25 protein-coding genes are annotated in these 25,287 nt (G+C 51.8%); 12 read left to right on the top strand and 13 right to left on the bottom strand.

What is annotated here, in order from left to right:
• The first annotated feature begins 13 nt into the window (after positions 1 to 13).
• The 3 genes from rhlE to dusC all read left to right on the top strand — a co-directional run bounded on the left by rhlE (position 14) and on the right by dusC (position 3,444).
• Positions 14 to 1,381: an ATP-dependent RNA helicase RhlE gene (rhlE, locus tag SAQUA_RS16360; protein WP_380680756.1), complete on the top strand. Its 1,368-nt coding sequence runs from the start codon at positions 14 to 16 to the stop codon at positions 1,379 to 1,381.
• 98 nt (positions 1,382 to 1,479) lie between these two features.
• The gene (locus tag SAQUA_RS16355; protein ID WP_380680753.1) at positions 1,480 to 2,439 is read left to right on the top strand and encodes a D-2-hydroxyacid dehydrogenase family protein; all 960 of its coding nucleotides are present in this window, start codon (positions 1,480 to 1,482) and stop codon (positions 2,437 to 2,439) included.
• 75 nt (positions 2,440 to 2,514) lie between these two features.
• Positions 2,515 to 3,444: a tRNA dihydrouridine(16) synthase DusC gene (gene dusC, locus SAQUA_RS16350; RefSeq protein WP_380680750.1), complete on the top strand. Its 930-nt coding sequence runs from the start codon at positions 2,515 to 2,517 to the stop codon at positions 3,442 to 3,444.
• On the opposite strand, the gene SAQUA_RS16345 is transcribed toward dusC, so the two are convergent.
• A complete protein-coding gene (locus SAQUA_RS16345) occupies positions 3,441 to 4,331 on the bottom strand; it encodes a LysR substrate-binding domain-containing protein (protein ID WP_380680747.1) in 891 nt (296 codons plus the stop codon). The two genes, dusC and SAQUA_RS16345, sit on opposite strands and share 4 nt — an antisense overlap.
• A 114-nt stretch (positions 4,332 to 4,445) precedes the next feature.
• Here SAQUA_RS16345 and SAQUA_RS16340 point away from each other — a divergent pair, with 114 nt between their 5' ends.
• Positions 4,446 to 5,225, top strand: a complete 780-nt coding sequence (locus tag SAQUA_RS16340) for a 2OG-Fe(II) oxygenase (protein ID WP_380680744.1) — start codon at positions 4,446 to 4,448, stop codon at positions 5,223 to 5,225.
• Positions 5,226 to 5,282: 57 nt separating this feature from the next.
• Here the strand turns inward: SAQUA_RS16340 and SAQUA_RS16335 are convergent, their stop codons facing one another.
• Positions 5,283 to 7,472, bottom strand: a complete 2,190-nt coding sequence (locus tag SAQUA_RS16335; protein ID WP_380680741.1) for a metallophosphoesterase — start codon at positions 7,470 to 7,472, stop codon at positions 5,283 to 5,285.
• A gap of 207 nt (positions 7,473 to 7,679) precedes the next feature.
• Positions 7,680 to 8,243: a DedA family protein gene (locus SAQUA_RS16330; RefSeq protein ID WP_380680738.1), complete on the bottom strand. Its 564-nt coding sequence runs from the start codon at positions 8,241 to 8,243 to the stop codon at positions 7,680 to 7,682.
• A 217-nt stretch (positions 8,244 to 8,460) separates the two neighbouring features.
• On the opposite strand from SAQUA_RS16330, the gene SAQUA_RS16325 reads away from it, so the two are divergent.
• The 5 genes from SAQUA_RS16325 (at position 8,461) to pbpG (ending at position 13,792) form a co-directional block, all read left to right on the top strand.
• Positions 8,461 to 9,780 (top strand): sensor histidine kinase, encoded by a 1,320-nt coding sequence (locus SAQUA_RS16325; RefSeq protein WP_380680735.1) that lies wholly within the window; start codon positions 8,461 to 8,463, stop codon positions 9,778 to 9,780.
• Entirely contained in the window at positions 9,780 to 10,403 is a 624-nt protein-coding gene (locus tag SAQUA_RS16320; RefSeq protein ID WP_380680732.1) for a response regulator transcription factor, read from the top strand. Before SAQUA_RS16325 ends, SAQUA_RS16320 begins: the two co-directional genes overlap by 1 nt.
• 108 nt (positions 10,404 to 10,511) lie before the next feature.
• A complete protein-coding gene (locus SAQUA_RS16315) occupies positions 10,512 to 11,195 on the top strand; it encodes an outer membrane protein (RefSeq protein ID WP_380680729.1) in 684 nt (227 codons plus the stop codon).
• A 202-nt stretch (positions 11,196 to 11,397) separates the two neighbouring features.
• Complete coding sequence (locus tag SAQUA_RS16310; protein ID WP_380680726.1) at positions 11,398 to 12,501, top strand: adenosylhomocysteinase; 1,104 nt, start codon at positions 11,398 to 11,400, stop codon at positions 12,499 to 12,501.
• Between the two features lie 421 nt (positions 12,502 to 12,922).
• Positions 12,923 to 13,792 (top strand): D-alanyl-D-alanine endopeptidase, encoded by an 870-nt coding sequence (gene pbpG, locus SAQUA_RS16305; protein ID WP_404413218.1) that lies wholly within the window; start codon positions 12,923 to 12,925, stop codon positions 13,790 to 13,792.
• A gap of 81 nt (positions 13,793 to 13,873) precedes the next feature.
• On the opposite strand, the gene SAQUA_RS16300 is transcribed toward pbpG, so the two are convergent.
• The 5 genes from SAQUA_RS16300 to SAQUA_RS16280 all read right to left on the bottom strand — a co-directional run bounded on the left by SAQUA_RS16300 (position 13,874) and on the right by SAQUA_RS16280 (position 18,069).
• Positions 13,874 to 14,431, bottom strand: a complete 558-nt coding sequence (locus tag SAQUA_RS16300) for a GNAT family N-acetyltransferase (RefSeq protein ID WP_380680723.1) — start codon at positions 14,429 to 14,431, stop codon at positions 13,874 to 13,876.
• A 134-nt stretch (positions 14,432 to 14,565) separates the two neighbouring features.
• Positions 14,566 to 15,591: a MerR family transcriptional regulator gene (locus SAQUA_RS16295; RefSeq protein WP_380680720.1), complete on the bottom strand. Its 1,026-nt coding sequence runs from the start codon at positions 15,589 to 15,591 to the stop codon at positions 14,566 to 14,568.
• Between the two features lie 118 nt (positions 15,592 to 15,709).
• Positions 15,710 to 16,522 carry a MetQ/NlpA family lipoprotein gene (locus SAQUA_RS16290; RefSeq protein ID WP_380680717.1) on the bottom strand — a complete coding sequence of 271 codons (813 nt, stop codon included), beginning with the start codon at positions 16,520 to 16,522 and terminating at the stop codon, positions 15,710 to 15,712.
• A gap of 117 nt (positions 16,523 to 16,639) precedes the next feature.
• A complete protein-coding gene (locus tag SAQUA_RS16285; RefSeq protein WP_380680714.1) occupies positions 16,640 to 17,476 on the bottom strand; it encodes a DUF1460 domain-containing protein in 837 nt (278 codons plus the stop codon).
• Positions 17,477 to 17,601: 125 nt separating this feature from the next.
• The gene (locus SAQUA_RS16280) at positions 17,602 to 18,069 is read right to left on the bottom strand and encodes an acyltransferase (protein ID WP_380680711.1); all 468 of its coding nucleotides are present in this window, start codon (positions 18,067 to 18,069) and stop codon (positions 17,602 to 17,604) included.
• A 199-nt stretch (positions 18,070 to 18,268) separates the two neighbouring features.
• Here SAQUA_RS16280 and SAQUA_RS16275 point away from each other — a divergent pair, with 199 nt between their 5' ends.
• Positions 18,269 to 18,859, top strand: a complete 591-nt coding sequence (locus SAQUA_RS16275) for a Yip1 family protein (RefSeq protein ID WP_380680708.1) — start codon at positions 18,269 to 18,271, stop codon at positions 18,857 to 18,859.
• 54 nt (positions 18,860 to 18,913) lie between these two features.
• Here SAQUA_RS16275 and dld read toward each other — a convergent pair whose 3' ends face one another.
• From dld to SAQUA_RS16260, 3 genes are read right to left on the bottom strand one after another with little or no spacing between them, the layout of a single operon-like run.
• Positions 18,914 to 20,620 (bottom strand): D-lactate dehydrogenase, encoded by a 1,707-nt coding sequence (dld, locus tag SAQUA_RS16270; RefSeq protein WP_380680705.1) that lies wholly within the window; start codon positions 20,618 to 20,620, stop codon positions 18,914 to 18,916.
• An 11-nt stretch (positions 20,621 to 20,631) separates the two neighbouring features.
• Positions 20,632 to 21,426 (bottom strand): type I methionyl aminopeptidase, encoded by a 795-nt coding sequence (gene map / locus SAQUA_RS16265; protein WP_380680702.1) that lies wholly within the window; start codon positions 21,424 to 21,426, stop codon positions 20,632 to 20,634.
• Positions 21,423 to 21,626, bottom strand: coding sequence for a ParD-like family protein (locus SAQUA_RS16260; protein WP_380680699.1), 204 nt, complete (start codon positions 21,624 to 21,626; stop codon positions 21,423 to 21,425). Before SAQUA_RS16260 ends, map begins: the two co-directional genes overlap by 4 nt.
• Positions 21,627 to 21,797: 171 nt before the next feature.
• On the opposite strand from SAQUA_RS16260, the gene ddlA reads away from it, so the two are divergent.
• Together ddlA and SAQUA_RS16250 are read left to right on the top strand one after the other, a co-directional pair.
• The gene (ddlA, locus tag SAQUA_RS16255) at positions 21,798 to 22,904 is read left to right on the top strand and encodes a D-alanine--D-alanine ligase (RefSeq protein ID WP_380680696.1); all 1,107 of its coding nucleotides are present in this window, start codon (positions 21,798 to 21,800) and stop codon (positions 22,902 to 22,904) included.
• A gap of 61 nt (positions 22,905 to 22,965) precedes the next feature.
• Positions 22,966 to 23,889, top strand: a complete 924-nt coding sequence (locus SAQUA_RS16250; RefSeq protein ID WP_380680693.1) for a haloacid dehalogenase-like hydrolase — start codon at positions 22,966 to 22,968, stop codon at positions 23,887 to 23,889.
• A gap of 56 nt (positions 23,890 to 23,945) precedes the next feature.
• Here SAQUA_RS16250 and yajD read toward each other — a convergent pair whose 3' ends face one another.
• A complete protein-coding gene (gene yajD, locus SAQUA_RS16245; RefSeq protein ID WP_380680690.1) occupies positions 23,946 to 24,287 on the bottom strand; it encodes an HNH nuclease YajD in 342 nt (113 codons plus the stop codon).
• 85 nt (positions 24,288 to 24,372) lie between these two features.
• The gene (locus tag SAQUA_RS16240) at positions 24,373 to 25,266 is read right to left on the bottom strand and encodes a LysR family transcriptional regulator (protein ID WP_380680687.1); all 894 of its coding nucleotides are present in this window, start codon (positions 25,264 to 25,266) and stop codon (positions 24,373 to 24,375) included.
• Positions 25,267 to 25,287: the final 21 nt, after the last annotated feature.

Below are 25,287 nucleotides of genomic sequence, written 5' to 3'. Positions count from 1 at the left end.
GTTTTTCTCTACTATGTCATTTGAAACCCTCGGCTTAAGTGCTGAAATTCTGCGCGCTGTTGAAGAACAGGGCTATCGCGAACCTACGCCAATTCAACGTCAAGCTATTCCTGTGGTGTTGGAAGGCCGCGACCTGATGGCCAGCGCTCAGACCGGCACGGGTAAAACCGCCGGTTTTACCCTGCCGTTGTTGCAACTGCTGAGCAAGCATGATCACCCTATCAAAGGCCGCCGCCCGGTACGCGCGTTGATCCTGACGCCCACCCGTGAACTGGCAGCACAAATCGGTGAAAACGTTGAGGCTTACAGCAAACACCTGCGTTTACGTTCGCTGGTGGTATTTGGTGGTGTGAGCATCAACCCGCAGATGATGAAATTGCGGGGCGGCGTCGATATTCTGGTGGCAACACCGGGCCGCCTGCTGGATCTGGAACATCAGCACGCCGTTGATTTATCGAAAATTGAAATTTTAGTGTTGGATGAAGCCGACCGCATGCTGGATATGGGCTTTATCCATGATATCCGCCGCGTGCTGGCCAAGCTTCCCGCCAAGCGTCAGAACCTGCTTTTCTCTGCCACCTTCTCGGACGAGATCAAAACGTTGGCGGGCAAGCTGCTGCATAACCCGGCCTCGGTTGAGGTGGCGCGTCGTAATACCGCTTCCGAACAAATTGAGCAAAGCGTTCACTTCGTTGATAAAAAGCGCAAGCGTGAACTGCTTTCCCAGATGATTGGCGAAGGCGATTGGAAGCAGGTGCTGGTGTTTAACCGTACCAAGCATGGTGCAAACCATCTGGCTGAACAGTTGAACAAAGATGGCATTACTGCGGCGGCGATCCACGGTAATAAAAGCCAAGGGGCACGTACTCGTGCGCTGGCAGATTTTAAAGATGGCAAAATCCGCGTGCTGGTGGCTACGGATATTGCTGCCCGTGGGCTGGATATCGATCAGTTGCCCCATGTGGTGAACTACGAACTGCCAAACGTCCCGGAAGATTATGTGCACCGCATTGGCCGTACTGGCCGTGCCGAGCGTACCGGTGAGGCGATCTCTTTGGTGTGTGTAGATGAACACAAACTGCTACGGGATATCGAACGCCTGTTGAAGCGCGAGATACCGCGTATTGCTCTGCCAGGCTATGAGCCGGATCCGACCATCAAGGCCGAACCGATCATCAATGGCCGTCAAGCTGGTGGACGCGGTGCCCCGCGCGGTAATGGTGGCGCTCCGCGTACCCATAGCGCGGGTGGCCAGCGTAGTGGTGCTGCTGCTGGTCAGCGTGAAAATCGTGGCGGCGGTAATGCTCGGCCGCAGGGCGAAAATAAAGCGCGTTCAGGTGCACCTTCGCGCCAACCGCGTAGAAGTAAACCCGCTCAGTAACTGCTTTAGCATCTGAATCTAAACCGCCATCGATTTGGCGGTTTTTTTATAGCTGTAAAATGGATTACGATAAAGAAAACAGTATCCAGGAGCCAAAGATGAAATTGAAATGCGCAATTCTTGATGATTACCAGAACGTAGCGTTATCGATGGCGGACTGGTCTGCTATTGGTGAACAGGTTGAGGTATTTTCCATCAATGACCATATTACCGATGAGGCCGAGTTAGTCAGCAGGATTGAAGAGTGCGATATCGTGGTGATCATGCGTGAGCGAACGCCTTTTACTGCCTCTTTGCTCTCTCGTTTGCCGAATTTGAAGCTGTTAATCACTTCTGGAATGCGCAATGCTTCAATCGATCTTGCGGCTGCAACCCGGCAAGGGATCACCGTCTGTGGCACCGCTAGCGGTTCCGAAGCGCCGATGGAGTTGACCTGGGCGCTACTTCTCGGTTTGGCCAAACACCTGCTGACAGAAAGCTGCGGACTGCGCGACAACGGGCCCTGGCAGCAACGAGTGGGCATTACGTTGCACGGTAAGACTCTTGGCCTGCTGGGCCTGGGCAAGATCGGTAGCCAGATGGCCAGAGTGGCGCAGGCGTTCGGGATGAACGTGGTAGCCTGGAGCCAGAATCTGACTCCGGAAAGAGCCGAAGCCTGTGGCGTGAAATTGGCGGCATCCAAACAGGCGCTATTGGCGGTGAGCGATTTTGTTTCGGTACATCTGGTGCTGAGCGATCGCAGCCGTGGTCTGATCGACCGCCAAGCCTTGGCGCAGATGAAAAAGAGCGCCTTCCTGATCAATACTTCTCGTGCGGCGATAGTCGATCAACCGGCGCTGATTGAGGCGTTGCAGACTGGGCAAATCGCCGGGGCCGGGCTGGATGTTTTTGAACTGGAGCCGCTACCCGCTGACCATCTATTCCGCAGATTGCCCAACGTGCTGGCAACCCCGCATCTGGGATATGTGGCTGATGATAACTACCAGACCTATTTCCGTGAAGCGATAGCCGATATTCAGGCATTTATTGCCGGTGAACCGTTGCGCAAGCTGGGTTAGCTTTTCTCGGCGTGAGGCTTGTCTGCCACTGCCTTTCACCCGTATCATTGCGCGTCTTTTTTAGCAGGGGTTGGCATGCGCGTATTATTGGCTCCGATGGAGGGGGTACTCGACTCACTGGTGCGGGAGTTACTCACCGAAGTGAACGATTACGATCTCTGCATTACCGAATTTCTGCGCGTAGTCGATCAGCGGCTACCGGCAAAATCCTTCTATCGCCTGTGCCCCGAACTGCTGAATGCCAGCCGCACCCCTTCCGGCACCCTGGTTCGCGTGCAACTGCTTGGACAACACCCGCAGTGGCTGGCGGAAAACGCCGCCCAGGCTGTCGAATTAGGTTCTTACGGTGTCGATTTTAACTGTGGTTGCCCCTCCAAACATGTCAACGGCAGCGGCGGTGGAGCCACCTTGCTCAAAGATCCCGAACTTATCTATCAAGGGGCGAAAGCGATGCGTGCAGCGGTGCCTGCCGAGTTGCCGGTGACGGTAAAAGTACGCCTGGGCTGGGATTCAGACTCCCGCAGCTTTGAAATTGCCGATGCGGTAGAGCAGGCCGGTGCGACGGAAATCGCCATACATGGCCGTACCAAAGAGGATGGCTATAAAGCCGAGCGCATCAATTGGCAGGCCATCGGTGAGATCCGCCAGCGTTTATCCATCCCGGTGATCGCCAATGGGGAGATTTGGGATTATCAAAGTGCGCAGGCTTGCATTGATGCCACTGGTTGTGATGCGGTAATGCTCGGGCGCGGGGCGCTGAATATCCCCAACCTGAGCCGGGTAGTGAAGTATAACGAACCGCGCATGCCGTGGCCCCAGGTGGTACAGCTACTGCAGAAATATATCCATCTGGAAAAGCAGGGCGATACCGGCTTGTATCACGTTGCGCGCATCAAACAGTGGCTTGGTTATCTGCGCAAAGAGTACCAAGAGGCAACGGAACTGTTTAGCGAGATCCGTGCACTGAATAACTCCAAGGATATCGCGCGGGTGATTTGCCGTTAATGGCCCAGTGAACCCAACCAGGCCAGGAATTCAGCGGCGTAGGGTTTATTCAGCGTGCGTGGTGGGTAAACCGCATAATAAGGCTTGCTCAGCGGTAATGTTGGCCCAGACAGAGGCACTAACCTGCCATCAGCCAGCTCTTGCTGAATAAGCCGTTGCTGTCCAAGTAGCACTCCGTAGCCTTGCACGGCGGCATCAATTGCCAGCGATGTCAGGTTATAAGTCAGGCTGCGTGACTGTGGCGCAGGAGTTAACGCCGCTGCCGTGAACCACTCGTGCCAGCCCGGCAAAAATTGCCCCTCTCTGCCCCAATCCACCTGTATTAACGGCTGACCGTTTAGCGTGCCATCCCCCCGCAGCGCTGGGCTACAAACGGGTAATACGCGATCCTGAAACAGAGATTTTTTTTCCATTTGGGGATAGTGCTGATCGCCGAAGCAGAGGGCGAAGTCTGCCGATGAAGTGGCAAAGTCAACGGCAGCATGGCTGGCATGAATACGCATATCCACCTGCGGAAAGCGTTCTAGCCACTCCTCTAGCGCCGGGTTAAGCCACTTGGACGCCAGGGCGGGCAATGTGAACACCGTAAGCATTTCTCTGCCGCGCTGCCGGTCAACCTGTAGCTGTGCGACTCGCAGTGTTTCAAACGCTTCCTCTACGTAGGCAAGATACTCCGCGCCTTGCTCTGTCAGCGTTACGCCACTTTTGGAACGAAGAAATAGCGTAATCCCCAGATGTTGCTCCAATTGGCGGATCTGCTGGCTGACGGCGGCGGCGGTCAGCGCCAGCCGTTCGGCGGCTTTGGTCAGGCTCCCGGTATGCGCGGCGGTTTCGAATGCCAGAATGGTGCTCAGTTTGGGTAAACGCAGGCGAGTGGATGAATTCATGGCAGGGACCGTTAAGCTGGGGTTGTCATATCCTTAACGTATTTTCGTTATAACATCAATGCAACATTCTATACATTGGGAGTGAGTCAGAAGGAAGCCAGAGAGAGGAATGCGATGCGACAGCTTGCACAGATTGTGAATTTATCTACCAACCCATTGGATGATTCGGCGTTTATTGCCCGTAGCAAACAGACGCTGGCGCAGTATGGCGTGCTGATTTTACCCGGTTTTCTGCATTCCCAGGCATTGGCTGCCGTTCAGCAAGAGGGGAAGGAGTATAGCCATGCTGCATTCTATGCGGCCAGCCAGCACAATGTTTACCTGAAACCGCAGGATCCCAGCTTCCCAGATGAGCATGCCCGCAATCGGTTGGTGACCTCTTCCAAAGGCTGTATCACGGACGAAGATATTCCAGCCGATTCCCCGTTACGTACGCTATACGACTCCCCTGAATTCAGGGATTTTCTTTGTGCGGTACTGGATGAACCGCAGCTTTACCCTTATGCCGATAGTCTCTCCTCGATCAATCTGCATTATGCCCATACCGGTCAGGAGTTGGGCTGGCACTTTGACAACTCTTCTTTTGCTATTACCTTACTGATTCAGAAACCGCTGGCTGGCGGCGTGTTTGAATATGTAGAAGGTTTGCGCGATGCCGATCGCGGTGAAATGAATTATGCCGGAGTGGCGCAGGTGCTTGATGGCGGTGTTAAGCCAAAACAGTTGGCAATCAACGAAGGCGATCTGGTGCTGTTTCGTGGCCGTAATGCCCTGCATCGGGTTACGCCTACCGAGGCTGACAAAACGCGGATGCTGGTGGTGCTGGCTTACAACGCACAACCGGGAATTGAGCTTTCTGAAAGTGCCAGAATGACCTTTTACGGTCGGTTGTAATCGTTGAGAGACGGGGCGTATGTTACGCCCCGCATCAAGCGTTTGGGCAGAGTAAGGTTACTCCGCAAAGCCTGATTTATCACTAAGGTTGCTCACTTCGCGCTGTTCGAGATTAATCATAAAGTGGTCACTGGGTGGTATCGAAGTACCCAACTTACGCAGTATGGCAAACAGAGCGCCAAAACGGTTCTGGAATACCTGGCTGACGGTATTTTCATCCAACACTTTGTTGTTAGACAGGTGAATAGTGGCCTGTGTATTAGCCAGTGCATCGGCCAACACGCTGTACTGGGCAATACGTTCAGGTGTGATGTCATCTAGCGCCAGATCCCCGGCATTGGCCAGACGATAAAAATCGGTGGCTAAATCAAAACCGCTCCATGCAACAAAATCATCCAGAGTCAGGCGGTTTGCCTGAACCAGCGATGCGGCTTTGATTTTGGCGCGTTCCCAGTCGGCGGTAATGGTTTCCGCTGCTACGCTCAGCGAAGGTTGTGGCGTTGCGGTAGTGCACTTGGCAAGTGTTGCTACCGGTGATAGTGACGGATTGGCCTGTAGTTGAGCCAGCGTCACGGCTGTATCCAGTTGCGAGAGGATCAGCATATCGCGGCCATTCATATTGAACAGCATCTCACGCATTTCGCAGGGCCATTCCTTGGGTAAAAACCGCAGGCGAGTCAGTTCAGCGAGATAAATGCTATTGAATTCATGATAATCCTTGGCAGCAAGGATATCCGCATTCCATAACTTTTCCGATTTCTGTGCTGCCAGATGCTGGTGCTCCATCTGGTAATGTTCAAACAGTTCATCGAAGCGCGGAACCTGATTCAACCTAATGGTTTCTACTTCTATAGCACTTTTGCTGGTGAGAGTGAGTAGCTTATAAGCGGGAACATAGGCTGCCATTGAAGGGGCTTGAATATTTACCAGGAAACCATCGTCGTATTCTCGTACACCAGTATCATTGAAGTGCATATGCCCCCCGATATGGAGCTCGATACCGGCCTGGGCAAGCGCATGGGCAGTATCTTCTGTGGGGCGTCGAGCTATCTGGAAACTGCCGGTGCCAAACAGGGCTTCGAGATCATCAGAAGCGCCGTTATAGAATTCGGTCATCGGGAAATGGCTAAAGCTAATCAGCTGTTTATTCTGCTCTTTGGCACGCTGCGTCACGGTTTTTATCCATTCAATCACCTGAGTCTTGTGGGTTATCATGCGGTTATATCCCGCATTGCCAGAACCACTAAAGTTCTTCGGATTGGTAGGATCCGCGTCATTGGCAGAAGCACTGGGAAGATAGACATTAGCGTCAATCGCCAACAGCCATACTCCTGGGATCGGCTCAACAAGATAGCTGGCATCTGGAACCGTCAGGCAGTGGGTGTAATGGCTTTTCTTATAGGCACCGCCGGTTCCTTCGGTACAAATTTCATATTGGCGATACTGCCAGTCAGCCTGTTGGCGTGCGGTTTCAAATTTGTAGTTGGCGGTTGAGTAGCTGCTGTAAGGGGTTTCCCAGTACAGATAGGACGCTTTTGGCATAAACCCGTGATCGGCAAGGGCGGCGGTGACCCCTTTATATCCCAATTCGCGGATATCCTCGGTGCAGACGGTGGGTAACTCATATCCAGCATCGATAGTTGCCCAGCTTTCGGTGTAATCTTGGCATTCTGCTGCCCCCTTGCTGTAGATCCGCTGTTCTTTTCCGTCCTCACCAAGAAAATCGCTTTTACCACCGGGGCGTTCAAACGGCACATTGGGATCGTGATTGCCGGGTGCCGCAAAGAATTCAATGCCATAACGTTGGGAATAATCATCGAGAATTTTTTTCAGCCCACGCATATGGATCGGCTGCCCGTCGTCACTGAAATCCCCTGGCAGTGCGATCACCTTAACCCCACGCTGTGCCGCGTCGTCCAGAGCAGCAAGAAATGCAAAGTAGTTCTCGTTAAACAGGCGGGTAGACGTCAGTTGTGCGTACATAGTGCGGATAACTGCTGGTTGCCCACTGTTACTGTTCACCAGGCCACTGAATGCGTTGCCTTCGAATGTGCCGTAAACGTCATGGAAATGCACATCGGGCATAAAAGCCACTTTTACCGGGTTTGTGATTGCCGGGCTTTCAGGAACCGGAGTTTCCTCCTTGGGGGGCGGCTGGAGCAGTTCGCTATTGCTATTATCATCACCGCACCCGACCAGTAAAGAGGCAGAGAAAAAGAGAACGCCGAGAGGCCAAACCGTTTTCATTAAAAACTCCCTATATATTAAGAACAAATTTTCAAATCAAGGTAAAGTCTCCTTGTGTCAGAAAGATGATCGGGACGGTACTGCGCTAAAAAATGCCGCTAAAGGAACAGATAAAGCTCATCTGAGTGCGTGTCTTAATAAAGGGCAGCGCCTGGGTGGCAGCGTACTGGCGCTACTGGGCCTGAAATTAATGTTTAATAAATAGGCTTATCTGGCCTTACGGCGACGCCAGTAATAGCGTAACAGTAATATGGCGGTGATAACCAACAGGCAGAACAGCAGGCTATAGAGCTTTTTATCGGTGCCGCTAACGAAATTGCTTATTGCCTGACCGCCAAAATAGCCGAATAACACGAAAAGGGTTGCCCACAGGATGGCACCAAGAATATTCAGCGGGATGAATAGTGAAGGGCGCAACTTGCTGGCACCGATCAGAACCGGGCCAATAATGCGGAATCCATACATAAAACGCACGCCAATCACAAACAGAACAGGGTGGCTGGCAATCAGTTTTTGCGCCCGTTCGATGCGTGATTGCTGGTTTTTCATGCGAATCAGGACTCTTCCACCGAAATAACGCCCGGCGAAATAGAGCAACTGATCGCCCAAGGTCCCGCCGAGCGCCACTACTGCCATGACCAACGGTAGCCGTAAAAGCCCGTTGTGCGCCGCAATGCCTCCTAATAGGGTGATAGTTTCCCCTTCCAGCAGGCAACCAATAAATAGCGCCCAGTACCCATACTGAGTAATGTAATGGCTCAAGTCGGTCATTTCTTTTCCTTGCAACGAAGAGGTATGATTATAGCCGTCATACCCTGCTGGAGATACACTCGTTGCTCTTTAAGCCGCAGGAGGGGCCGCCGCTGATTTGGCCCACCAAACCGCGCGGCTCACGCTTTGCGCTGTGCGTAAATGGCCGCCAGCAGCGCTCGCGTGTAATGGAGGGACACCGCCCAGTAAACGTATCCGCTAAAGATATGGAATAGCTATGTTCAAGGTTCTGCTTTGGTTAGTCTTAACCCTGTTTTCAGGGAGTGGGGTGGTTCTTTATGCCTTACAGCAGCAATACGAAGATCAATCAGTAACCTACCGTATTTTGTATCGTGAGGTAACGGTTAAGCTGTCCCAGCTTGAAACCATCCTTTCCTTGCTGTCGGTGGCCAGCGATCCCTCCGCGGTTCAACAAAAGTTCCCGCAGATCCTTGCCTGGAAAACGCTGCCAAAAGAGGATTCAACCCCAACGCTTAGAGCTGCGGAAAATGGCACCTATTGGCTGGAAAACCAGCATTTTGCGCTGCTGATCGATCCCCAGGTGCTACTGGCTGATATTCCTCAGATTCATTCTTTCCAACACATTCTCATGAGCTGGAACAATAGGCCATTGTTTGAAATTGGCGATGGCGATGAATCCACTTTCTGGCAATGGGAAAAAGGGATAAACAGCAATTTGCAGCCTTTCGAGCTGTCTGCCAATAACGATCCCGAGTGGGCAAGATTACCCTGGCTATTACTTTTACTGTTATCTGTGATTTGGGCCGTTGTCGTTTATTTTATTGGTCAGTATCGTATTAAAAAACGCCAACACAGCATCGCTGTTCTGCGGGAGCACTTCTCTGAATTGACGCGGTTTAATGCCATTGGGGAGGTCACCACCGGTATTGTTCATGAACTCAACCAACCCTTGACGGCCGTGCTCAGTTATAACCAGGCTGCATTGCGATTGATCGGTCAGCAGCAGATGCATAAAGTGGCCCCACTGCTGGATGCTGCTGTGATACAAATAAAGCGCATCAGTACGCTGTTATTACATTTTCGACAAAAATTGACCCTTGAGCAGGTGGCTTTTCAGGAGGTTAATTTCAGCAAAGTCTGGCGGCGCGTCACTGTGCTATTAGAAAATGAGATTAACCAGGGTAAAGTAAAAATCATCACCAGAATACCCGATTCATTGCCCACTCTGCGCGCCGACCCACTTTGGATTGAGCAAATATTCCACAATATCCTGTCAAACGCGATTCAGGCACAGCAGCATAACAATGCAGCTTCTGCCTGGGTCGCCATCGGCGCTGAATATTCGGACCAGGGCATAACATTGGTGATTACAGACGGTGGCCCTGGGCTATCAGAGCAAGCACTGCAACAGGTTTTTATTCCGTTTTTCACTACTCGCCAAGAAGGCCTGGGATTAGGTATGGCATTGACTGAAACTCTGGTTCAGCGGCTTAACGGTAACATTAAGGCAGAAAATATTGCCGGGCAGGGAGCCTGCTTTACTTTATGGTTCCCATTTAATACTCAGGAGTTGTGATGGAACAGCTTATTTATCTGATTGATGATGACCATGCTATTCGCTGTTCGCTAAGTTCATTATTGGAAACGATGGGCTGGCAAACTGCGGTCTACGAAAGTGTCGCTGATTTTCAGCAGCAGGTGACTGAACCTCGTACCCTATCAGGTTGTCTATTACTGGATATTCGTATGCCGGGGAAAAGCGGGCTGGTTTATCTTGAGCAATTGCGGCAACAAGGGCTGGAAATTCCTGTCATCATTATGACTGGGCACGGAAATATTGAATTGTGCCGCCGAGCTTTCAAAAATGGGGCTTTCGAATTCCTGACCAAACCTATTGATGCTGATCTGTTGATTGAAACTGTAGGCGCGGCGTTGGAACATCAGGATATATTGCAGAAAGAACGGCAAGAAGTGGCTGAGTTGCAAGAAAAAATCAATAAATTGTCAGCGCGAGAATATGAAGTCACCAAGCTGATTATGGAGGGTAAATCCAGTAAGGAAATTGCCAATGATTTAGCCCTTTCTCCACGTACGGTTGAGGCGCATCGTGCCAGTTTATTTGCAAAACTGCATATAAACTCCTCGATAAAACTGATGAAAATCTATGGTGGCCTGTTTCCCCCAGGAAGAGTTAAGTAAAAATACCTAGGTTACTAGGTAATGATGCGAATTGTTCTGCTTTGTCGCGATGGTTATTTTATGCAAACTTTTGTTTCATCATAAATAACCTTTTTAAGCGAGGAACGCATGAATATTAAACCTTTATTACTGGTGGTTTCTCTGGCAACCGTTTCGAGTAATGTATTTGCCGCCGATTTTCTGGAAGGATACTACGGGGCATTAAAACTGCAGTATGCCTGGCAACAAGCAGATGACATGGATACCAGCAGTCGTCCAGGTGTGGGGCAATTTGTCGGCGGTGATGAAAGGCATAATTTCTTGAACGGCGCTATCGCAGGCGGCTATCAGTATGGCAACGGCTGGCGTACTGAGGGGGAATATGTTTTCTACAAAGAAAGCGAATATACCAGCGGTTCAACCACCTTCGCAAGCAGCTACAATCACCATAAAGTCAAGGCTCAACGCCTGATGCTCAACGTATATCGTGACTATGCGTTGGGTTATGATTTCTCCGTCTACGGTATGTTGGGGTTGGGTATTGCTAACGTCAAGTCTGAGGGCTGGCAGGGCAACACCTCACGCCAATATGCATCCAGCACGCAGAATAACCTGGCCTACTCTTTGGGGGCCGGTATTACCTATACGGCGATGGAACGTCTGAGTTTCGATTTAGGCTACCGCTATGTTGATATGGGCAATATCGAAAGTGGCTACAATAATTTTACCAATGCCCGTGGGCTGAAAGACGAACAAATGAAGGCCCGTCTGGTTGCTCATGAGATGGTGCTAGGCGCGCGTTATCTTTTCTAATTGTTTAAACTGATGATGTGCGGCGACAGGCTATGTCCTGATTTGCCGCCATCATACTTCTCCCTAATCCCCGCATTTTTCTTTCCTGATTACGACGCCAATCTTCTGGTGGTTAACTCGGTTTTTTGTTTGATCTCAGCAGTAATAGCCGCCATCCTGCACCGTTAAATTCATTCTGTTTTACCCTGGCGAGGAGTAACCGATGTATCAGGATTTTGAAAGTGAGTTGAACTGGGCCATGCGCCACATGCCGCGCACCCGAGCGGCCGTTGCCGCGTTACCCGATCTGCAGGGAGTCCGGCTAGCCTGTAATATGCACCTGGATTTGAAAATGGCCCCTTTGGTGGCTGGCCTGTTGGAGAAAGGGGCAGATATTTTTCTCACTACCTGCAACCCGACGACGGTGCAAGATGATGTGGTGGCTTGGCTGGAACGCCGTGGCGCCGCAGCTTATGCCTGGCGTGATATGAGTGATAGTGACTGGTCTGAGTCCTTTGATCGTGCGTTGGCTTGGGAGCCTACTCATCTTTGCGAAATGGGTGCGGACTTGACTGCTCGTCTGCATCAATCCCATGGTGGTCCACAAATCAAGGCCGGATTAGAAGCTACGGGCTCCGGGATCAGCCGCTTGGGTGGGATTGCACCGCGCTACCCGATTTTCAATTGGGACGATCTGCCAGTAAAAGAAGGGCTACATAATCGGCATATGGTCGGGCTCACCGCCTGGCACACTTTCTTCCAAACTACTCATCTGACGCTGCACGAAAAATGCGTGCTGGTGATTGGTTATGGGCTGGTTGGGCAGGGAGTGGCCGCCGCTGCCAAGGCCTATGGTGGGCAGGTGATTGTGGCCGAAATCGATCCTGCCCGCGCATTGCAGGCGCGTTATGACGGCTGGGCGGTGATCGACCTGGCTACGGCTGTCACTCAGGCTGATGTGATTGCTACGGCAACAGGGGCTAAAAACGTGCTGTCTGCGGCACATTTGGAGCGGACAAAAGATGGAGTATTTATCCTCAACGTAGGCCATGTGGCGGAAGAGATCGACGTTGGTTTCCTCCAGGGCCAGCCGCACAGCGAGCCCATGCCATATATCAATGCTTACCAACTGGCAGGTAAAACGCTGTATCTGTTGGCCAACGGTTCGATGTTTAACCTGACGGCAGGCTATGGTGACAGCCTGAATGCCTTCGACGTTACTCTGGCAGTGATGGCTGCTGGTATTGGCCACATTGTGGGGGTTGGAGAACAGCAATCTGCTGGCTTGTATCTGCTTCCTTCTTCTGCCTGGCTACCTGCACTGTAACTTTTCCTCTGCGAGCGTACAGACCAGTGCGCTCGCGGCCTGCGCAATTTTTTGCGCCGACAGACTTTGTCACAAATCACCGCTAACAATCACCGTGTTAATTCCATATCCCTGACTTATACTCTAAATAATTCGAGTTGCATCTAGGCAGCAAGACCGAGACAAATCTGTCTGGAACAGATTTGAACAGCGCTTGCGCTGGCCCGAAGGGTGAGCCTCAGGGAAGAGGCTCATAATCTGCCAGGAGCATAGCCCACTATGTGACTGGTGCGAGCGGACGCGGCTAACACCCATGCAGCTTGAAGTATGACGAGTATATACTTCAACGCAGTGAATCCCCCTGTTAATCAGCTATAGAGTAATACATGTGAAAATCCGTGTTTTGGTTCTAACCCTGCTCGCTTTGCAGGCAGGTACAGGCTTGGTGCCGAGTGCGCTAGCCGGTGAGAAGGCTGCTGCATCGCATGCCACACAGCCTGAGCTGGCCTCTGGCAGTGCCATGGTGTTGGATATGCAGAGCCATAAAGTGATTTATGCACGCAACCCGGATGAAGTTGTGCCGATCGCCTCGATAACTAAGCTGATGACGGCGATGGTGACGTTGGATGCGCATTTGCCGTTGAATGAAATGCTGGCGGTGGACATCAGCAAAACGCCGGAAATGAAAGGGGTTTACTCCCGCGTGCGTCTTAACAGTGAAATCAGCCGCAAAGATATGTTGCTGCTGGCGCTAATGTCTTCGGAAAACCGCGCAGCGGCCAGCCTTGCTCACCACTATCCGGGTGGCTACAACGCCTTTATCAAAGCGATGAATGCCAAGGCTAAATCGCTCGGTATGACTCGCACGCATTACGTTGAGCCGACAGGGCTGTCGATTCATAACGTTTCTACCGCCCGCGACCTTACCAAGCTGTTGCTGGCGACCAAACAATACCCGTTGATTGGCCAACTGAGTACCACTACCGAGCATATGGCGGCCTTTAAGGACCCTAACTATACGCTGCCATTCCGCAATACCAACCATCTGGTCTACAACCAGAAATGGAATATTCAGTTGACTAAAACCGGTTTTACCAACCAGGCAGGACACTGTCTGGCGATGCGCACCATGATTGGCAATCGTTCAGTATCGTTAGTGGTGCTGGATGCGTTTGGTAAATATACCCACTTTGCGGATGCCAGCCGTCTGCGCACCTGGATTGAAACTGGAAAAGTTACCCCTATCCCGGCGGCGGCGCGCGATTATCGCCGTCAGAAAGACGCCAGTCTGGCCAAGAACGGAGCAGAGTAAAGGGGGCCGACAGTCTGCTACTTATGGCGCTAAAACGAGGGGGAAAGGAGATTCCGTCAAATTCCCCACTCTTTGCACTCGCTATGCCGAGCCCGCAATCTTTGGCAACGCGTCACTGCCTTCATTCAGCGGGCGTTGCATAATGTGCGTATCTAACCAGCCACCGAATTTGAATCCCACTGCGTTTAGGGTACCAACGCTGGTGAATCCCAGTTTGCGGTGCAGTGCTAGCGAACCTGCGTTGCCCGCAGCGTTACCGACAGTCGCCAGCATTTGCCGCCATGGGCCTTGCTCACAGCGTGCAATAAGTAAGCTGAGCAAGGCTTTACCGATGCCGTTGCCCTGCATGCCTTCGGCAATATAGACCGAATCCTCGAGGGTATAGCGGTAAGCGGGGCGTGGCCGGTAGGGATGTGCATAGCAATACCCTACAACACGCCCCTCTATTTTTGCGGCTAGCCACGGCAATCCTGCGGCTAACACATTGGCGCGACGCTGCTGCATTTCCTCCAGCGTCGGCGGAGTTTCTTCAAACGAGGCTTGCCCGTAAAGCACATGGTGGGCATAGATCTGTTGGATAGTGACCATATCCTCGACGATGGCGTCATCGATAGTCAACTGGGGGGAAGAAATCGGCATGATGCCCCCTATTTATGGCGAGAAATCAAAATATAAGTACAATATGCCTTTTCCCAGGTTGCTGGGTAAACTGTTTTTTATCTGATACTTATCGAAAATTAATACGACTAATCCCGCGGTTTGAACGGTGTCGTTTAGCCTTGCATCAGTTGTGTGATGCACTGACGCAGATAGTGCAGAAGTGCCGAGGTAAGCCAGGTTCCCTCGGTCAAGGTAGGTTCCTGCTCCATGGCTTGTCGGATTTTCATCTGAGTTGCCGGGTTTTCACCTGCATAGGAACGGAATAGCGTTAACCACTGGCTAGCCAACTGTTTAGCATGAGCCGATTCCGGTGCAACCTCCTCTCTCATCGCTTGCTGGAATTGGGCGATCAGCGCGGGCCACTCATGTATGCGGTCAAAATAGTGAGCGCGTACATAGGCATACTCTGTTGCAGACAGATACTTGCGGTAGATTTGCAGCTTGGTTTCAGCAAATGCCCGGGTAACGTAATCGGTCATTGCCGGGGAGATCCCCGTTTGCTCACGCATAGAGGGCTCATCGGCATGCATAGCGTTAAGGCGAGTCAGGAATGCGGGGTTACCTGCGGTATCACGCTCTAGAGTGCGCATCCAATGGCGCGCAATAGTCTGAGCACGCGGGTCTTCAGCATCAACCCCGCTTTCCATCAGCATTTGCACCTTGCCAACCATCTCTTCCCACTCCTGGTTGCGGGCTTCATCAGCCTGATAGAAGGGTAATTGTGCCAACTCGTCGGCGGTAAAATATTTATCGTACATCGTCATTAACTCCAAAGTGGTCAGCCAGTCATTCAGTTCGGGTTCGTTACCTAGTTTCAATTGTGCATGTATGTGCTGCAAACGGCTGCGCAGCGTGGTTATCTGCGCTAACTGCCGGTCAAGCATCGCCATTTGTTGCTCAATAACCTGAGGTAATGCCAATTCTGAACCAGCCAGAAGTCCGCCGATCTCGGCCAGTGCCACGCCCATTCGCCGTAGGGCTTGAATGCGGTGGAGGCGGGTAATATCTCTGCGGTTATATAAGCGATACCCGGCGTTGGAGCGTGCGGAAGGGGTTAACAGACCAATACTGTCGTAATAATGCAGTGCTCTGACGGTAATGCCCGAACGGCGAGCCAGTTCGCCTACTTTTAGTAACATTGGTTTATCCCCTTGGTGCAGTTAAGGGACACAGCCTAAAGCCTGACGCTACGTGAGGGTCAAGCGGGGGAGTGGTTTTTTTGCAGTGGCAGGCCCGCTGTTGGCACCTGCCATAGGGTTACCAGCCTTTAACGGCTCCGCCATTAAAGATTTTCTCTGCGGCTTTGGCAACTTCATCAGACTCGTAAGCTTTTACGAAGTTCTGCACATTCAGTGCCTCTTTATTATCTTCGCGGGCGACAACGATATTGGTGTAAGGTGAATCTTTATCTTCAATGAAGATACCGTCTTTGGTGGGTGTCAGGCCAATCTGGTTGATATAGGTGGTGCTGATCACTGCGACGGCGACTTTAGGATCATCGAGCACATGGGGCAGTTGCGCGCCCTCTAACTCCATAATCTGATAATTATGCGGGTTGGCGCTGATGTCCAGTGAGGTTGGCAGCAGACCTTTACCTTCCTTAAGGTCGATCAACCCCACTTTTTTCAGCAACAGTAGCGCACGGCCCAGGTTGGTTGGGTCATTGGGAATAGCGATAACCGCTCCATCCTGCAATTCCTGTAGCGACTTGATCTGTTTTGAATAGCCTGCCATCGGGAACACAAAGGTATTGCCTACCACCACCAGCTTATAGCCGTGATCTCTATTTTGCTGTTCGAGGAAGGGGCGATGCTGGAATACGTTAGCATCCAGTTCCCCTTTATCGGTGGCATCATTGGGCAGCAATGAACCGCTGAAGCCAACCAGTTCAACCTCAAGACCATATTTATCTTTCGCCACCTGCTTGGCCACTTCCGCTACGTCTTGCTCAGCACCGTTAATTACGCCGACCTTGATATGGTTCAGATCGGTTTTCTGATCGCACCCCTGTAATAACAGCGTTGCCGATAATGCCGCAGCCAAGGCCGTGCAGCGCCAGAGTATTGCCATAAGTCGCTCCCTGAAAAACAATAAAATCAGTTGGTTTTGTGCCAACAGCTAAACCCAAGGACAAAACCAAGTCAATTTCTTGCTAAGCACAAAAACTTATAGCTAATTACGCGGCGATTAACGTGGGCGCAGCACGACGATACCTGGCGTTTTAAGCACATAGTCAGTAAAGGCAGAGTCGATGACTTGCATGCTTTCTTTGCGCGAGGAGGCGTGGCGCAGTACCGGCCCCTCTGGTGTGATGATAAAGAACCCGGTGTGGGTAACGTCCAAGCCCGGCAGTGGGGTATAGATGCCGATATAGTCGCCGGTCCGCAGTTGGCCGATAGTCTTTTCATCGATAAACTCGCTGGGAATATAGGTGATGTTGCGTGTTTTCACCGCTATTCCTGGCAGGTAAATATCGCCGTCGGCCTTGCGGTTGAGATGTTTTACCACGGTGACGGCATGGGGGCTGATCTGTGCGGTAATATCATCGGTAAGTACGTGTTCTGTTTGTGCCCAGTCACTGAAGAAATGTTTGCGATGCTGGAAATCGATTTCTCCCTTGACATAACGGGTCTGAATTACGTTTTCGACAAATTCACTTTCACTGGTGGCGGTTCTGAGCGCTTCAACATAATCCAGGTAGGTAAAGCAATCTAGCGCGCCGAAATCGATGACTAACCGCTCAGGGGTATTTGCTGAGCCTATTAACCGGTTGGCAACGTAGGGGGTACCCAGAAAAGGCTGTGAGAGCAGCGCGATAGCCTGGCCGTTATCGAGCCCAGGCACCGCTTCCTGCAGGGCCAATATTGCCTGCAGTTTGTTTACTGTGTAATCGTCCATTGTCACCGTCGTCATTGTCTGATGTTCAACCTTCTGCGGCTTCGATTCTATCGGGTTTCTGACAGGTTGTTGACTACTGCAACCTACTACTGTGGCGATCAACATCGTTAGGGCAAACCTGTACATCTTTTTCCCCAGGTTACGCATAATACTTTATTGATAACAATTTTCATTGCCATCATGATAACTACCAAGTAAACATCAAGGTTACTTATCAAAAACTGGGTAGTTTGCATAAAAGATGTAGCAACTCAATCGAGTTCCCTGATCAGCCTGGCGGGGTTACCCGCATAGATGCCTTTACGCGTAATGTCTTTGCTGACGACGGCACCGGCACCTATCACTGCGTCATCACAAATCTCAACCGCCAGTATGGTGGCTCCAGATCCTACTGAAACCCGGTTACCCAGCCGCGTATGACCCCAGGTTGTCGGATCGGCGTTCGGGGCACCGCTTTTGAACAGATCGTTGGCAAACATAACGCCATGACCGATAAAGCAATCTTCACCCAGGGTTACGTATTCGCAAATAAAGCTGTGCGACTGGATCTTGCTGCGCGCACCGACGCTGACGTTTTGCTGGATCTCGACAAACGGCCCGACGAACACGTCGTCAGCCAACTGGCAGCCATACAGATTGCAGGGTTCTATCACCATCACATTCTGCCCGACTTTGACATTATTGATCCCGCTTTGGCGGGTACGGATCTTGGCTGACATGGTATCCCTCTATTTGTTAGGTAACGTAATATGTTGATTAAGCAGCAGAGTACCTTACAGACCGCGTATAGCGTACGTTTTTTCAACCAAAGACTATAATTGTCGCAGGGGGATATCCCCAGAACCGTAACTCTCGCGCGGTGTGTTAGCCGTAAGCGGCGTGTTTACTTTCGCCAATCGTGTTCTACGGAGGTGTCTCATGGCTAATCATGTTTGGGGGCTGCTGGCGCATCCCAGCACCGAGTTCAAACACATCAAAAGCGAGAATGAATCGGTCTCGCATCTTTACACCCACCATGTCCTGTTGATGGCGCTAATTCCGGTTATTTGCGCATTTATTGGGACCACTCAATTGGGTTGGCTCTCTGGCAGCGGCCATGCCCTGCGGCTCGATATGCTCACCGCCTTTTATACCGCAGTGGCCTTCTATCTGTTGATGTTGGCCGGGGTGGCATTTATGGGTAAAGTGATCCACTTTATGGCCCGGCGATATGAGTCCCGCCCAAGTCTGCACCGCTGCATGGTGTTTGCTGGTTACGTGGCTACCCCGATGTTTCTCAGCGGGCTAGTAGCACTATACCCGGTGCTTTGGCTCTGCCTGTTCGTGGGTATTATCGGTCTGGTTTATTCCGGCTACCTGCTTTACGTCGGCATTCCCCATTTCTTGAATATCGACAGTAAAGAGGGGTTTATCTTCTCCAGTTGGACACTGGCTATCGGCGTCCTGCTACTTGAGTTTCTGCTTGGGCTGACAGTGGTGCTGTGGGGGTATGGTTCCTGGTTCTTCTGATTCAGAGTGTATTATCGCCCCCCATACCGTAATGGTCTGGGGGGCTTTGTTGTTTTAGGCTTTATCGCCCCAGTATTTCTGCTTGCTGGTTTTACCGATGCCGGGGTTAAAACTGTTGGTGGGATCCGCTTGTTGATAAAACGCCTTCAGCTCCGGTTTGGCATGATATAGATGCCCGACGTTGTGTTCAGCAGGATATTCCGCCCCGCGCCGATCAAGCATCTCCAGCATCCGTTCTTTTAGTGCCTGGCAGTCGACGCCTTTTTTCACCACATAATCCTGATGGAAGACATGGCACATAAAGTGGCCGTAATAGAGTTTGTGCACCAACTGGCTGTCGATCTCTGGCGGTAAGGTTTCGAACCACTCGTTATCGTTACGGCGCAGGGCGATATCCAGTGCCAGAATGTCTTCTACCTTATCGGCATGTACCGCGTGATAGCGTATGGCAGCACCCGCTGCCGCAAAGCGATGCAGGAACGCTTTTTTGCCCTCTTCCGGGGTGCAGACGAAGAAATCGCCGTCGGCCTGCGCAAAATAGCTTTGCAGATAGCGCTCGGCTTCTTCCACTCCTGGCCCAGCCATTTTCAGCAACAGGTGATGCTCGAAGCGTTCGCGATAGGCTCTCATCCGTTGCGGCAGGTGGTTGGGCGTCAGTTTGCTGAATTTTTGCATCAGACGATCGGCCAAATGGTGCGGTACCAGCGGGACTTTGCTCAGTGTGGCGTCGACATAACCCTTCATCGCGAATAAGCGCGGTATCTGGTCGGTACCAAACTTGTCGATCATCATAAAGGTATCTTTGCCATACACCTCGGCGATATCAAAAATATCGCGGTGCATATATTCCCCCGCCACGGGCAGGTTCTCAAACTGGCTGAGCATATGGCGGCGCAGTTCGGTCAACACTGCGGTATCGTTGGTGCCGATATAGAACACCTGCTCATGCTGCTCTTTGGCGAAGGTGTCCAGACGCACGGCAAATACCGCCAGCTTACCGGCACAGCCGGAGGCTTCGAACAAACGGCGTTTATCGGCGTTAAAGCGGGAAGGGGTAGCGGCATCAATATCGCGTACCCGGCTGGCATATTCGTTGTCGGAGGCACGCAGTTCCCCCTGTTCGATATCTTCTGGCCGGTAATCCCCTTGCTCAAGGCGGGTAAGGATCTCTTCCGGCGTTTCCCCCAGCCTAATCCCCAGATGATTCACCAGCCGCAATTGACCATCCTCGCCAAGTTTGGCATACAGCGCCATTTCGGTATAGGCCGGGCCGCGTTTGACCAGTGAACCACCGGAGTTGTTACATACGCCACCAATCACCGAAGCGCCAATACACGAGGAACCGATCACCGAATGCGGCTCTCGGCTATAAGGTTTCAGTAACCTTTCCAGCCGGTTTAGCGTGCTGCCAGGGAAGCAGACTACCTGCTTGCCATGATCCAGAACCTGAATATGATCGAGCTGCAGTGTACTGACAATCACGATCTCGCGATCATAATCCTGGCCGCTGGGGGTTGAGCCTTCAGTCAGGCCGGTATTGGCGGCCTGCATAATAACGATTTTATCTGCATCGACGCAGGCCTGTAGGATTTGCCATAGTTGCAGCAGGTGGGTGGGTAATACCACGGCCAATGCATTGCCACCGCCGGAGCGGAAGCCTTTACGGTATCGTTCTGTGTTGCGCTCACCGGTCAACACCTGTGAGTTACCGACGATACTCTTGAGCCGGTTGATAAATGCCTGGTCTGTATGCTGCGTCATGCCATACTCCATTAGTAACGTTCCGTATATCCCATTAGACGTTCTTCGTCGCGCAATGTCAGTATCTCTACACCGTCAGCGGTAACCGCGACGGTATGTTCCCATTGTGCGGACAGTTTCTTATCGCGAGTGACCACCGTCCAGCCATCTTTTTTCTGCTTGATGCGGTGATCGCCCTGATTAATCATCGGTTCGATGGTAAATACCATCCCTTCCTGCAAAACCGTGCCGGTGCATGGCTGCCCGAAATGCAACACTGCCGGGCCTTCATGCATTTCGCGGCCAATACCATGCCCGCAATACTCGCGCACTACGCTGTAGCCTGCCTGTTCGGCATGGCGCTGAATGGCGTGGCCGATATCGCCCAGCGTCGCGCCGGGTTTTACCGCAAGAATGCCTTGCCACATCGATTGGTAGACATTATTCACCAACCGCTTGGCAATTGGGGTGACTTGGCCGATACAGTACATTTTGCTGGAGTCGGCAATAAAGCCCCCTTTCTCCAGCGTAATATCTACGTTAACGATCATGCCAGAACGCAGGATCTTACTGGCAGAAGGGATCCCGTGGCAGATAACGTCATCGATGGATGTATTGAGCACGTAGGGAAAATCATACTGTCCTTTGCTGGCAGGGCGTGATTTCAGCTCTTCAACGATAAACGCTTCGGCGCGGTCATTGATCTCCATGGTAGTAATACCTTCGCGGATCACCCCATCAAGCATAGCAAAGACTTTGGCCAGCAAGGCTCCAGAGTGACGCATTTTGGCAATCTCCTCCGGCGTTTTTATCACAATCTCTTTCACCCAATAATCTCCTTTAGCGTCAATGCATTATCCTTCATCATTTTCTTTACCAACTGCGAATAGGTCAGGTCTGGGTTGAGCTCTGCCAGCATGCCGATCCTGATCCAGTGTTCCGCCTGAGCGTTAATGGAACGCGACATGCTCAGACTGGCGATCCGCAAATCGTCATGCAGCACATCCGAAATTTTTACGATCCCCATCACTTGCTCCATATACAAATCATTTATGAAGTGTATGCATTTTGGATACTTTCGGCTTGGCATTCTGTGGCGCAAGTCTTTTCGGCAGAATGGCGATTGCCGGGGCCTTATATTGCGTTTATTGTGATTAGCGGCTTTGTTGCCATGACTTTTTACAGAAGGATTGAAGGCGTGACTAAACTACGTGTTGGGGTGATCTTTGGGGGCAAATCGGCGGAGCATGAGGTTTCGTTGCAGTCGGCAAAAAATATTCTGGATGCCATCGACAAAGAGAAGTTTGACGTCACGCTGTTGGGGATTGATAAAAAGGGGCAGTGGCACATTAACGATGCTTCAAACTTCCTGCTGAATGCGGAAAACCCGGCGTTGATCGCGCTAAACCACACCAATAAAAATGTGGCGCTGATCCCCGGGCGAGAGAAACATCAGTTGATTGAAGCCGATGGTGCGGCGGCACTGGGGCAACTCGATGTGGTGTTCCCTATTGTTCATGGCACCCTGGGAGAAGATGGTTCCCTGCAAGGTTTGCTGCGTATGGCCAATATCCCCTTTGTGGGGGCTGGAGTGTTAGGCTCAGCGGTCAGTATGGATAAAGATGTCACCAAACGTCTGTTGCGTGACGCCGGTCTGGCTGTAGCACCTTTTGTCACGCTGACGCGCGCCAACCGCAACCAATACGGTTATAGCCAATTGAGCGAACGCCTGGGGCAAACGCTGTTTATCAAGCCCGCGAACCAGGGCTCTTCCGTTGGCGTTAGCAAGGCAAAGGATCAGGCCGAATTCGAGCGTGCTGTCGCCTTGGCATTTAGCTTCGACCATAAGGTGCTGGTGGAGTCTGCTATTGTGGGGCGTGAGATTGAGTGCGCGGTATTGGGGAATGACCACCCGCAAGCCAGCGTATGCGGCGAGATTGTCCTCAGCGATGAGTTCTACTCCTACGATACCAAGTATATCAATGAGCAAGGCGCGCAGGTGGTGGTGCCAGCGGCCATCGATCAGGCCGTCAGCGATAAAATCCGCGATGTGGCGCTGAAGGCATTTAAGGCGTTGGATTGTCTGGGGATGGCGCGCGTCGATGTTTTCCTGACGGCAGACGATGAGGTGATCGTTAACGAAATCAATACGCTGCCGGGCTTCACCAATATCAGCATGTATCCGAAATTGTGGGGAGCCAGCGGGGTGAGCTATACCCAGTTGATTACCACCTTGATCCAGTTGGCCCTGGAGCGCCACCAGCAGGACAGTGGGTTGAACAGTTCGGTATTTGAGCGGCCTTAACATTTATTGCTTTGGCACTGTGCTACAGCGGTGCCATTTAACCGTCACTGGGAAAATCACCATGAAAAGATATCTGGATTGCAGCGCCTCTGAGCTTGCCAACATCAGTAAAGATGACCTGATTTACGCCATCCGAGCCAGCGAAGGACGGATCCTGATCAGTGAAACCATTGCGGGTACCCAACCGCTGCTTAATGGTGTGACCAACGCCGAGCTGGCCGCCAGCCAGGGTGCTGACATGCTGTTGCTGAATCTGTTCGATGTTAACCAGCCGCATATTGCCGGGTTACCTGCAGGGGTTCCGCCCGAAGAGGTGCTACGTGAACTGCAGCGCTTGACGGGGCGTGTCATCGGCGTGAATCTGGAGGCGGTCGATCCGGCGTTTGCCACAACGCATAATGAATTCTGGCAGATAACCGCAGGGCGAGCGGCTACGGCTGAAAACGCGCGCAAACTGTACCAACTCGGTGCCCGTATGGTGGTTTTAACCGGCAATCCCAATAATGGCGTCAGCAATCAGGCCATCGCCGAGGCTTTAAAACTTATTCGCGATGAAGTGGGCGACGAACTGGTATTAGTGACGGGCAAAATGCATGGTGCGGGGATTGTGCGTGAAAGCGGTAATCAGTTGATTAACGAACAGGATATCGCCCTGTTTGTTGACAACGGGGCTGATATTGTCCTACTGCCCGCACCTGGAACCATTCCGGGCATGTCGCAGGAAAAGGTTGCCGCTCTGATTGCCTTTACCCAACAGCAAGGCGCATTGGCGATGACTGCCATTGGCACTTCACAAGAGGGGGCAGATGTTCAGACTATTCGCCAGATTGCCCTGATGAGCAAAATGGCCGGGGCGGATCTGCATCACATTGGCGATACCGGTTTTCTGGGGTTGGCGCTGCCGGAGAATATCTTCGCCTATAGCGTGGCAATCCGTGGCGTAAGGCATACCTATACTCGCATGGCACGCTCTATTAATCGGTAACTGCTTAGTCGATATGGGGCAGCGGTAAATAGCGCTGCCCCACTAATAACACGACGCTACTTTTTCATCATGTTCTTCAGGTTGGCGAACGGGTTATGTGTGGCCAGCCCAACATCTTTTTGCGCATCCTCACCGGCCACCACCGTCGAACCGTATTGATCGGCTTCGGTATATTTGGAATGCTCATGATCGTGGCAATAAAGGCACAGCATTTCCCAGTTGCTTCCGTCTTCCGGGTTGTTGCTGTGATCGTGATCGATATGGTGCACCGTGAGTTCACGCAGGTTGGAATAAACAAATTCCCGTGAACAGCGGCCACAGACCCACGGGAAAATTTTCAGTGCTTTTTCGCGGTAACCGACTTCCAGTTTTGCGTAGTTTTTTGGAATGTATGCCATGGTATGCCTGCAGGATAATAACAATATTACGATTTATATTATCACAGCCTAGGCCGTATTGCTGATGGACAATGAAGCGCCCAGTCTAGCTGAATCTTTCTATTGCCCAGTCGATAAATACCCGCAGTTTGGCACTTAGATGGCGGTTGGAAGGGTACACCACATACATAGACTCGTCGGGCGGTTGCCAACTGTCCAGCAGGCTGACCAGTTCGCCACTGTCCAGATGGGGCTGCGCCATAAAACGAAAGGTTTGAATAATCCCGAGGCCTGCCAGCACGGATGCCAGATGAGCATTGCTTTCGTTCACGCTGATATAGTAGCGATGCAGGATGTCGATCTCTTTGCCCTTATCGACAAATTGCAGTGGCTGTATGCGATCGTTCAGCGCGTGGCGATAGTGCGCTAATGGATATCCCTGTTGCAGATCGTTAGGGTGCTGCGGCGTGCCGTGGCGAGCAATGTAGGCCGGTGTGGCACAAGTTACCCATTTCAGCGCGAATAACCGCCGGGCAATCAGGCTGGAGTCGGCCAGTGGCCCGCTGCGGATCACACAGTCTGCGCTATCGTTGATCAAATCAATGATCCGATCGCTTACTCCCAGATCGATCTGAATCTGCGGATAGCGTGCGATAAAATCGGGGAGAGCGGGTAACAGTACCTGCCGTGCGGTGGTTCCCCCCGCATCAATGCGTAACACGCCCTGTGGCGCCGCTTGTGAATCGGTAATGTGACTTTCCATCTGCTCAAGTTCTGCCAGCCACTTGATTGTGCGCTGGTAGTAGCACTCTCCTTCTGAGGTAACCGAAACGCTGCGCGTTGTACGCTGAAAGAGCTTGGTCTGCAGATGATTTTCCAGGTTCTGGATCAGTTTGGTGACGGTGGCTTTTGGCATACCCAACGAATCAGCGGCACGGGTAAAGCCACCGGTTTCCACTACGCGGGTAAACACGCGAATAGCAAGCAGATGATGATCCATATCGCTCCGAATGTCTTACCC

The organism is Serratia aquatilis (genome assembly GCF_044865145.1).
Classification (GTDB): domain Bacteria; phylum Pseudomonadota; class Gammaproteobacteria; order Enterobacterales; family Enterobacteriaceae; genus Chania; species Chania aquatilis.
This window is presented reverse-complemented; position numbering and strand designations above follow the sequence as displayed.